Source organism: Synechococcus sp. MU1655, assembly GCF_023630655.1.
GTDB lineage: Bacteria > Cyanobacteriota > Cyanobacteriia > PCC-6307 > Cyanobiaceae > Synechococcus_C.
In genome coordinates this window covers 1-10565 of sequence record NZ_JAKUHK010000043.1, presented here as the reverse complement: position 1 = coordinate 10565, position 10565 = coordinate 1, and the positions used below count along the sequence as shown (strand labels likewise).

Genomic DNA, 10565 nt, shown 5'->3' with positions numbered 1-10565 from the left:
TTACACGATGATCGGCACAAAGCTGGATGCGAACGGTTTAATTATCAATGGGCATCGTGAAGATTGGGCCCCAGGAGCGGCCTTCGTGACACCCCCCGGATACTGGCATTCTCACCACAACGAATCCGGAGCTGATGCTTACGTGCTGCCGATTCAAGATGCAGGCCTGCACACCTATCTACGCACGCTGGACATCGCCTTCAGCGGCGGGAATTAAACGAAGACGTCCCCGAACAGCAGCAGACATCACCAACACAGAAGAGTTAGCGCTCAATCATCCATCCCCATAAAAAACCCGCCCGGAAAACCGGACGGGTGAATTTGTGAGAACGCTTCGTTAATCAGGCAGAGGTTGGGACTAAGTCATCCGAACTTGCCAGAGGTGGAGGCGATCAGGAAGGCTGCATACGTAAGCACATAACCAACCGTGAAGTGAGCCAGACCAACAACACGTGCCTGAACGATGGAGAGAGCCACAGGCTTGTCACGCCAGCCCATCATGTTGGCGATAGGACTGCGTTCGTGAGCCCAAACGATGGTCTCAATGAGCTCCTGCCAATAACCACGCCAGGAGATAAGGAACATGAAACCGGTAGCCCACACCAGATGACCAAACAGGAACATCCAAGACCAGACGGCCAGGTTGTTGCTGCCAAATGGGTTGTATCCATTGATCAGCTGTGAGCTGTTCAGCCAGAGGTAGTCGCGGAACCAGCCCATCAGGTAGGTGCTGGATTCGTTGAACTGAGCCACGTTGCCTTGCCAAATCGCAAGGTGCTTCCAATGCCAGTAGAAGGTGACCCAACCCACTGTGTTCAAAGCCCAGAAGACAGCGAGATAGAACGCGTCCCAAGCAGAGATGTCACAGGTGCCGCCACGGCCAGGACCGTCGCAGGGGAAGGAGTAGCCAAAGTCCTTCTTGTCAGGCATCAACTTGGAGCCACGGGCATCCAGAGCACCCTTCACAAGGATCAGGGTGGTGGTGTGGAGTCCTAGAGCAATGGCATGGTGAACAAGGAAGTCACCAGGACCAATGGGTAGGAACAAGTCATTGCTCCCACGAACACCGTTGATGGCATCCATCCAATAGTGCTCTCCAGGGATGTTCTGAGATGCAAGGGTTGCAGTACTGGAGGCGTTAGCGAGGAACACATCAAAGCCATAGATCATCTTGCCTGAAGCGGCTTGGACGAACTGGGCAAAGACGGGCTCGACAAGGATCTGCTTCTCAGGGGTTCCGAAGGCCACAACCACGTCGTTATGGACGTAGAGACCAAGGGTATGGAAACCAAGGAAAAGGGAGACCCAGCTCAAGTGACTGATGATGGCTTCTTTGTGCTCGAGCATCCGACCCAGGACGTTGTCCTTATTGGCTTCTGGGTCGTAGTCGCGAATAAAGAAGATCGCACCGTGAGCAAAGGCACCGCACATCAGGGAGATGGCGATGTACTGGTGGTGGGTGTAGAGCGCAGCCTGGGTCGTGTAGTCCTTCGCGATGAAGGCATACGACGGCATCGCATACATGTGCTGAGCTACCAGGCTGGTGATCACACCTAAAGAGGCGAGAGCAAGACCAAGCTGGAAGTGCAGGCTGTTGTTGATGGTGTCGTAAAGACCTTTGTGGCCAGCACCCAGGTCGCCGGGGGTTCCGGTTGGTGGGTTGTGAGCTTCAAGAATCTCGCGGATCGAATGACCGATACCGAAATTGGTGCGGTACATGTGACCGGCGATCACAAAAATGCAACCGATGGCCAGATGATGATGCGCGATGTCAGTGAGCCAGAGGGCTTCGGTCTGAGGGTGGAAGCCACCGAGGAAGGTCAGGATCGCTGTACCCGATCCTTCAGCAGTACCAAAAATCTGACCTGTGGTGTCAGGGTTTTGGGCATAAACGCCCCAGTTACCAGTGAAGAAGGGCTGAAGGCCTGCCGGGTGAGGCAAAACATTCAGGAAGTTGTCCCAACCAACGTGCTGACCACGGGACTCAGGAATAGCCACGTGAACCAGGTGTCCGGCCCAAGCGATTGAGCTGAATCCAAACAGAACAGCCAGATGGTGGTTCAGGCGGGATTCGGCGTTTTTAAACCAAGCCAGAGAAGGACGGAACTTGGGCTGCAAGTGCAGCCAACCAGCGAACAGCGCCCAAGCCGACAGGATCATCATGAAGATGGAGCCCTGATACAGCTCGGCATTCGTGGTCATGCCGATGGTGTAAAACCAGTGATAAAGGCCTGAATAGGCAATATTCACTGGGGAGGATGCACCCGCTTGAGTGAAGGCATCAATAGCGCCTTGACCAAAATGGGGATCCCAAATTGCGTGAGCGATTGGGCGGACGTGCAATGGGTCGGAGACCCACTGCTCGAAGTTGCCCTGCCAGGCGATATGGAACAGGTTTCCCGAAACCCAAAGGCCGATGATCGCGAGATGCCCGAAATGGGTGGAGAAGAGCTTTTGGTAAAGCTTCTCCTCCGTCATTCCGTCATGGCTCTCGAAGTCGTGAGCCGTGGCGATCCCGTACCAGATGCGGCGGGTTGTCGGGTCCTGTGCCAGACCCTGGCTAAACGAAGGAAATTTCGTTGCCATTAGAGGGAAAGGTCAGTGAGGTCAGCCGACCACAAGGATGTGGGCGTGGAAGAAGGCCCATGTGGTCGCGATGCCGCCCAAGAGGTAATGAGCGACACCCACGGCACGGCCCTGGGTGATTGAAAGTGCACGAGGCTGGATGGCAGGTGCCACCTTCAGCTTGTTGTGAGCCCAAACGATGGACTCAATCAGCTCTTGCCAGTAGCCGCGGCCACTAAACAAGAACATCAAACTGAAGGCCCAGACAAAGTGAGCACCAAGGAACATCAGGCCATAGGCACTGGTGTTTGAGCCATAGCTGTTGATCACCTGCGCGGCCTGGGCCCACAGGAAGTCACGCAGCCAGCCGTTGATGGTGATTGCACTGTTGGCAAAATTGCCATTGGTGATGTGCTGAACACTTCCATCAGCATTGACGGTTCCCCAAACGTCGCTCTGCATCTTCCAGCTGAAGTGGAAGATCACAACGGACAGGGAGTTGTACATCCAGAACAGACCAAGGAATACGTGGTCCCAAGCAGACACCTGACAGGTGCCACCACGGCCTGGACCGTCGCATGGGAAGCGGAAGCCCAAGTTTGCTTTGTCTGGAACGAGGCGGGAGCTGCGGGCATAAAGCACGCCCTTCAGAAGAATCAGCACAGTCACGTGAATCGTGAATGCGTGAATGTGGTGCACCATGAAATCAGCGGTGCCCAGAGGGATCGGGGCAGCAGCAACCTTGCCACCGATGGCGACAACGGAACCGTTGAAGACTTCGCTCACACCGGCAAGAGCGTTAGGAGCGGTGCTACCTGCAGCTCCTGCATGGATGTTCTGAATCCACTGCGCAAAAACCGGCTGAATCGAAATTGCCGAGTCGCTGAACATGTCTTGAGGGCGACCCAGAGCACGCATCGTGTCGTTGTGCACATAGAGGCCGAAGCTGTGAGCACCGAGCCAGATGCACACCCAGTTCAGGTGGCTGATGATCGCATCACGTGCCTTGAGAACACGGTCAAGCACGTTGTCGACGTGCTGAGCGGGGTCGTAGTCGCGAATCATGGCGATGGCAGCGTGGGCTGCACCACCAACGATCAAGAAGCCACCAATCCACATGTGATGGGTGAACAAACCGATCTGAGTCGGGTAATCGACACCTATGTACGGATACGGAGGCATCGCGTACATGTGCTGGGCAACGACGATACAAACTGAACCGCCCATTGCAAGGTTGACTGCCAGCTGGGCATGCCAGGAGTTCGTCATGAACTCGTAGATGCCTTTATGGCCATTACTTGCAGGGAAGAGCAGAGGATCACCCTGATGGGCTTCGTGGATCTCCTTAATAGAGTGACCGATGCCGTAGTTGTTGCGGTACATATGACCAGCAACAATGAACATCACTGCAATCGCCAGATGGTGATGAGCGATGTCAGTCATCCACAGGCTTCCCGTTACTGGGTTGAGACCACCTTTAAAAGTCAGGAAATCGCTGTATGCGGCCCAATCTCCAGAGAAGAAGGCACCAATACCGGCGCCAAATCCTGGATAGAGCTGAGCGAGTAAATCCTGATTAAAGAATTCATGAGGCAGTGGAATATCCGCCACAGAAGCGATGGTCTTTCCATTGAGTACCAGCGGCTGGCCGGCATCAATAGCATCCATCAACTTGGTGGTGGGAGCCGAGACATGGATCAGGTGACCAGCCCATGACAGGGAGCCCAGGCCGAATAGACCAGCCAGGTGGTGGTTCAACATGGCCTCGGCATCTTGGAACCACTCCAGCTTTGGAGCTGCCTTGTGGTAGTGGAAGACGCCTGCATTGAGCATGAGGCCGGCCATCACCAGAGCGCCGATTGCAAGAGACATCAACTGGGTTTCAGTTGTGATGCCCCAGGCACGCCACATGTGGAAGAGGCCTGAGGTGATCTGGATGCCTTGATGTCCGGCACCCATGTCACCGTTGAGAATTTCCTGACCGAACACCGGCCACACCACCTGAGCACTTGGCTTCACGTGGGTGGGATCGGCGAGCCAGCCGGAATAGTTGGAGAAGCGGGCTCCGTGGAAGAAGGCGCCGCTCAGCCAGATGAAGATCACGGCCAAGTGGCCGAAGTGAGCACTAAAAATCTTCCGAGAGACCTCTTGAAGGTCACTCGTGTGGCTATCGAAATCGTGAGCGTTGGCGTGGAGGTTCCAAACCCAGGTTGTGGTCTTGGGGCCTTTCGCAAGAGCTCTGTCGAAATGCCCGGGCTTGCCGAACAGTTCAAAGGTCGCAGGGTTGTCGACCTTGACAAATTTGCTCTTGCGAGTGCTCCCACGCTCTGGTGGGCTTTTGGTCATCGAGTCGTTCCTCGAGGGACGGGATCGAGGTGGAGGGCCACCCCTCCGGCGAACGGGACAGTTCACCGGGGCCCCGGCCATAGCCATAAAGGCCGTAGCCGGGCGCCAGCTCAAGCCAGGAAAACCTGACCATCACTGGAGCATTGGGCCCCAAAGAGGGGACCGCTGTTTGGAGCATAGAGTCGCGAGAGGGCCTAGACCCTCATCGAGTTACAAAGGTTCAATCCGGCGGCGGACCAGTCTGCAACAGGTATCTGGTTTGCAGCTGGTGTCAGCGAGAGCCTGCCAATCAAGACAAAAAACTATCAACAACCCACTTATTTTGCTTCTCTAATTAATACTCAGCCGGAGCTCTGGACCTAAGAAGAGGTGACATTCAGAATAGTGGAATCCCCTACCCGCTCTATGGATAAATCGGGCCGGCGACACGCAAACATCCGATGGTTCGCAGCTCTCATCGGACTGATCCTCCTCTTTGGCATGGGACAACCCGTGCTGGCGATTCCGTCGCTGCCTTGGGCTAATCAGCCCAACTCCAGGTCCGTTCCTAATCAAGGCAAAAATCTTCCGACCCAAAACCCATCAGGCCGTCTTCGAGAAGTGGAGCCACCTGGTGCGGTTCAACAGCTTCATCAAGCCTTAGCCAAGCATCATCCCCAGCTGACGCTCATCAGTCCCTTGGATGGGAGCCAGCTCAAGGGCGGCCCACTCAATCTGGAATTAAAAATCGAGGATTGGCCCCTCGCTAACGACCGCGAACTCGGGCTCGGAGCCCATGTCGCGATTCAAATTGATGACCAAGCACCAGTCCGTCTAAGCGAGCGAAACGGAAACCGAGTCTCGCTTGAACTCCCCCCCTTGAGTCCTGGGAGCCACAGGTTCACGGCCTATGCGGCCTATCCCTGGGGAGAAGCCGTCAAAACCCCTGGAGCCAGCTTGCATTGGTCTGTAGATCAGCTGCGGCCCCTGATGGGCACGCAGCCAAAACGCGATGCCCCTTGGCTGGCGGTGGTAAGTCCGGCTGAGCTTGGGGGTGACACTCCTTTGCTGGTCGATTGGCTCGTATGGAATGCTCCCCTTCAAAACCTCAGAGCAGGAGATGCTCGCTGGCGCCTACGCATCACCGTTAACGAGGACAGCTTTGTGGTGGACCAGCAGGATGCCCTCTGGCTCCAGGGAATCGACAACCACAAAGGAATCAACACCGTTCAGATGGAGTTGCTGAATGGGATCGGTGAATCGCTCGAACCAGTGTTCAACAACCAACTGAGAGAGGTCCCTGAGCGGCAGAGCCCAAAACCGATCTGGCTGCAATCCAGCCTTAAAGACACGGAACTCGCCCGTTTGCTGGGTGAAACCAAGCCTGAAGACCCGAGCACAACTCAAGAGTTAGGGCCTAAAGAAGACATCCTTGAAGCGCAAGACGCCGAGAAGGCAGCTTCAAAGACGCAGGCCTTCAAGCAAGAGCCCTTAAAAGACAAGGATGAAAAGGCTCTGGACAGGACAGCTGTGGAAGAAGACCTCGCTGAGCCCGAGGCTTTGAAGCCAAACACAACGAGACAGACGTCATTGCCAGAAGAAGGATTGCCAGAAAAGGGAGTGGACACAACAGAGGGAACCATTTCAAAAGCAGGGACTCCTGCGGAACCCTCCCCTGAATCCAGCGAGCCGGTCGCCCCTGAAACCCCATCCCCATCAAGGGCGCCGATCATCAGCAAGGAACCGGAACGAATGTCTCCAACTAGCACCCTGGGAGGATCAGCCCGTGAGCTATTGAACCCCGATGGCACCCTGCGTTGACCTCCGAAACTTCTGCCCTGAACCACTCCTCTCCTCCACCTGCTGCCCGGCGATTGGCCCTAGGGCTGTCCTCAAAGGCCTGGCCTTTGCTGCAAAGACTTCAGCAATCTGGCCTGACTGATCAACTGGCGCTCACGCCCGGAGCTGCCGCCGCCATTGCGGACCGAGACGGAACGTGTTTGGTGAACTCAGCTTCTCTATTGATCCAACAGCACTGGCAAGAGGGGGGAGTCCTGATGGTGATCGGAGCTACGGGTGCCGTCACCCGTTTAATTGCTCCACTCTTGACCGAGAAAGGAAGTGACCCTGCAGTCCTGGTGCTCGATGCAGAAGGGCGAAGAGTGATCCCATTGCTCGGAGGTCACCAAGCGGGTGCCGAACAATGGAGCCGGGAGGTCGCCGCCGCGCTTGGAGGAGAAGCGGTTCTGAGCGGAGACAGTGCTGTTTCGGGCCGGCTTGCAACCGATACGTTCGGACATGCTTGGGGATGGAAACGCGGTGGAGCAAGCGCCAACTGGACCCAACTGATGAAGGCCCAGGCGCGGGGAGAGGCGACCCGTCTCATCCAAACGATGGGGAGCAAGCTGTGGCAAAGCAGTTCGGCGGCTCGAGCCAGCAAGCTTCTAGGCCTGGATGCCGAGGCAGACCGTGCAATCCCAACTCTGGAGATCAGCACATCCATTGCCAATGAAGGGGCCTGCACATGGCATCCAGCACTGCTTTGGCTGGGCATTGGCTGCGAACGCGACACAAGCTTGAACCTTGTCCAGCGCGCAGTGCATAGCGCCCTCGCGGAGGCGGGCTTAGCCGAGGCCGCGGTTGCAGGGATCAGCAGCATTGACCGCAAAGGCGATGAACGGGCACTCCAAGAGCTTGCACAGCTTCATCATTGGCCCTTCAGGTTGCATACGGCAACAGCCCTGACCGCTGTGCCAGTGCCAACCCCATCCGAGGTGGTTGCTGCAGAAATGGGAACCGGATCGGTTGCAGAAGCCGCTGCATTACTGAGTGCCGGAGACAACGGACAACTCAAGCTGCACAAGCGGATCACCCACGCAAACGACGATGAACGCGGCGCCGTCACCGTGGCGATTGCCGAGAGCATCGAGGCCTATTCGCCTCAACAGGGAGAACTCCATCTCATCGGCAGTGGTCCAGGTGATCTAGCCCTCCTCACTCCTGAAGCCCGCAGTGCCCTAGAGCGCTGTCCTGCCTGGGTGGGATACGGGCTCTACCTCGACTTACTGGAACCGCTGCGCCGTCCGGATCAAATCCGGCTGGATGGGCAACTCACCATGGAAAGGGACCGCTGCCAGCAAGCTCTGAGTCTTGCTCGACAAGGTGTTCGCGTGGCGTTGGTGTCCTCTGGAGACAGTGGGATTTATGGAATGGCAGGACTCGCACTTGAGCTCTGGTTGGACCTACCAGAAGACGACCGACCTCGCTTTGCCGTGCATCCTGGAATCTCTGCTCTGCAGCTTGCAGCAGCAAAAGCCGGTGCACCACTCATGCATGACTTCTGCACCGTGAGTTTGAGCGATCGACTCACCCCATGGGAGGTGATTGAACGACGACTCAAAGGAGCTGCCAAGGGTGATTTCGTCGTTGCGCTCTACAACCCCCGATCTAAAGGACGTGATTGGCAGCTGCAACATGCCAAGACCATCCTTCTAGCGGAACGCCCTGCCTCCACACCTGTAGTGATAGCAAGGCAATTAGGTCGACAAGAGGAACACGTGTCGTTCTGCCGGCTCGACAGCTTGCCGGTAGAAAGCATTGACATGCTGACCGTACTGGTCATCGGCAACAGCAGCAGCAGACTGGAAGGGGGCCGAATGGTAACTCCGCGCGGCTATCCAGGCGCAGAGCTCAGTTGAGCGAAACTCATAGAGTCGGGATGACAGGATTCGAACCTGCGGCCCCTTCGTCCCGAACGAAGTGCGCTACCAAGCTGCGCTACATCCCGTTGAGGCGACTTTAAGAGATGACGTCCATTCAGAAACCTGACTGGTTGCGCGTCAAAGCCCCCCAGCGCGAGCGCATTGGTGAGGTGGCCGACCTGCTGCTGGACCTCAAGCTGAACACCGTTTGCCAGGAGGCAAGCTGCCCGAACATCGGCGAATGCTTTGCAGGGGGGACCGCGACGTTCCTGATCATGGGGCCCGGATGCACCCGCGCCTGTCCCTACTGCGACATCGACTTCGACAAGAGCGTCCGCACCCTCGATCCAACCGAACCCCAACGGCTCGGGGAGGCGGTATCCCGGCTTGGGCTCAAACACGTTGTGATTACATCAGTGAACCGGGACGACCTCGATGACGGAGGTGCGTCTCAGTTCGTGGCCTGCATCGAGCAGGTGAAGCAACACTCGCCGCTCACCACGATTGAGCTTCTCATTCCCGATTTCTGCGGCAATTGGGATGCGCTAGCCACGGTGATGGAGGCATCACCCCATGTGCTTAATCACAACATTGAAACGGTGCCGCGGCTGTATCGCCAAGCGCGTCCGCAGGGGGTTTACGAGCGCTCCCTTGAACTTCTCAAACGGGTTCGCGATGGCTGGCCAAGGTCTTACAGCAAGTCGGGATTGATGGTGGGCCTCGGCGAAAGCGACTCGGAAGTGATCGAGGTGCTTAGCGATCTCAGAGCACACCGAGTTGACATCGTCACCATTGGCCAATATCTATCGCCAGGCCCCAAACACCTGCGCGTGGACCGGTTCGTCACTCCGGAGCAGTTCGAGGGCTACCGCCTCAAGGGCGAACAAGAACTTGGATTTCTACAGGTGGTCAGCTCTCCGCTCACGCGCAGCAGTTACCACGCAGGGGACGTGCAGAAACTCATGACCATTCATCCTCGCTGAACACACTCCAGCTCAACCCCTAGAGGAGCAGTCACCAGGCCTGAACTAAGCCTGAAGACTTCCCTCCACCGGCTTCCATTCATGCAGCGTCCAGTCCACCAGGTTCCTAGCAATCATTGGATCTGCAGCGATGAACGCTTTTGCTGCCTCGTAGCTTTCGGCGCTGAAGACCAAGACACCTCCTCCACCGGGCTTGTGTTGATCATCCACAAGAAAACCACTAGCCATGGCAAACCCTCCGCGACGCTGAGCTTGAACCCAACGGCGATGGTCATCGCAATGCACGCGACGCTGCTCAGCTGACAACGATGTCATCGCTGCAGTAAACGTTTCTTGCTTGATAAACCAGGGCATACGGATTGCAAAGGGATCAGGCGGCAACCACCTCACGCGCCTCAAGCCCCATCGCCGCACGCTCACTTGGGGGCACCAACAACTTGAACGACGACTTGGCGTTGGCCCAATCCGAAAGCAACGCCTTGGCCTTCTCGCTGGATGTGGTGTTCACATGAGCCTCAAGGAGTGATTTCAGCAAGGACTCTTGTTCTGGGGTGGTGATGCTGACCACCTCAACGATTTCAGGATTCACGCGGGCCTGGACACCGCCCGCTTCATCCAACAGGAACGCCACACCCCCGGTCATACCGGCACCCACATTGCGACCGGTGCCTCCTAGCACCACAATCACGCCTCCGGTCATGTACTCGCAACAGTGGTCACCTGCGCCTTCCACCACCGCATTCGCACCGCTGTTGCGAACGCCAAAGCGTTCTCCCGCCCGGCCATGGGCAAAAAGTTCACCACCGGTGGCTCCATAAAGACAGGTGTTGCCAAGAATCACCTGATCGCCAGGATTGGCGACACCATCACCAGGAACAAGACTGATCCGACCACTGTTCATGCCCTTCCCGACGTAGTCGTTGGCTTCACCCTCCAAGCGCATGGTCATACCTTGCACGAGGAATGCCGCAAAGCTTTGGCCAGCAGCTCC

The 10565-nt window shown here is 56.7% G+C and carries 8 protein-coding genes and 1 tRNA gene; 4 read left to right on the top strand and 5 right to left on the bottom strand.

Annotated elements, in window-relative coordinates; all coding sequences use genetic code 11:
* Positions 1-217: cupin domain-containing protein (locus tag NCN04_RS03715; protein WP_502988746.1), on the top strand; the 217-nt coding region annotated here is incomplete at its 5' end.
* Between the two features lie 146 nt (positions 218-363).
* Here the strand turns inward: NCN04_RS03715 and psaB are convergent.
* A complete protein-coding gene (psaB, locus tag NCN04_RS03710) occupies positions 364-2586 on the bottom strand; it encodes a photosystem I core protein PsaB (protein ID WP_250395209.1) in 2223 nt (740 codons plus the stop codon).
* 21 nt (positions 2587-2607) lie between these two features.
* Entirely contained in the window at positions 2608-4911 is a 2304-nt protein-coding gene (psaA, locus tag NCN04_RS03705) for a photosystem I core protein PsaA (RefSeq protein ID WP_048347878.1), read from the bottom strand.
* Positions 4912-5295: 384 nt separating this feature from the next.
* Here psaA and NCN04_RS03700 point away from each other — a divergent pair, with 384 nt between their 5' ends.
* Positions 5296-6711 (top strand): hypothetical protein, encoded by a 1416-nt coding sequence (locus NCN04_RS03700; protein WP_250395208.1) that lies wholly within the window; start codon positions 5296-5298, stop codon positions 6709-6711.
* Complete coding sequence (gene cobJ / locus NCN04_RS03695; RefSeq protein WP_284498550.1) at positions 6708-8588, top strand: precorrin-3B C(17)-methyltransferase; 1881 nt, start codon at positions 6708-6710, stop codon at positions 8586-8588. The genes NCN04_RS03700 and cobJ overlap by 4 nt, the downstream gene beginning before the upstream one ends.
* Positions 8589-8603: 15 nt before the next feature.
* Here the strand turns inward: cobJ and NCN04_RS03690 are convergent.
* Positions 8604-8677 (bottom strand) — tRNA-Pro (locus NCN04_RS03690).
* Between the two features lie 27 nt (positions 8678-8704).
* Here NCN04_RS03690 and lipA point away from each other — a divergent pair.
* A complete protein-coding gene (gene lipA / locus NCN04_RS03685) occupies positions 8705-9574 on the top strand; it encodes a lipoyl synthase (RefSeq protein WP_048348457.1) in 870 nt (289 codons plus the stop codon).
* Between the two features lie 45 nt (positions 9575-9619).
* Here lipA and NCN04_RS03680 read toward each other — a convergent pair whose 3' ends face one another.
* Both NCN04_RS03680 and NCN04_RS03675 read right to left on the bottom strand, forming a co-directional pair.
* On the bottom strand, positions 9620-9928 hold the full coding sequence (locus tag NCN04_RS03680) for a YciI family protein (RefSeq protein ID WP_250395207.1): 309 nt from the start codon (positions 9926-9928) through the stop codon (positions 9620-9622).
* A 16-nt stretch (positions 9929-9944) separates the two neighbouring features.
* Positions 9945-10565, bottom strand: a 621-nt coding sequence (locus tag NCN04_RS03675) for a GltB/FmdC/FwdC-like GXGXG domain-containing protein (RefSeq protein ID WP_502988745.1), incomplete at its 5' end; no start/stop codon positions are given.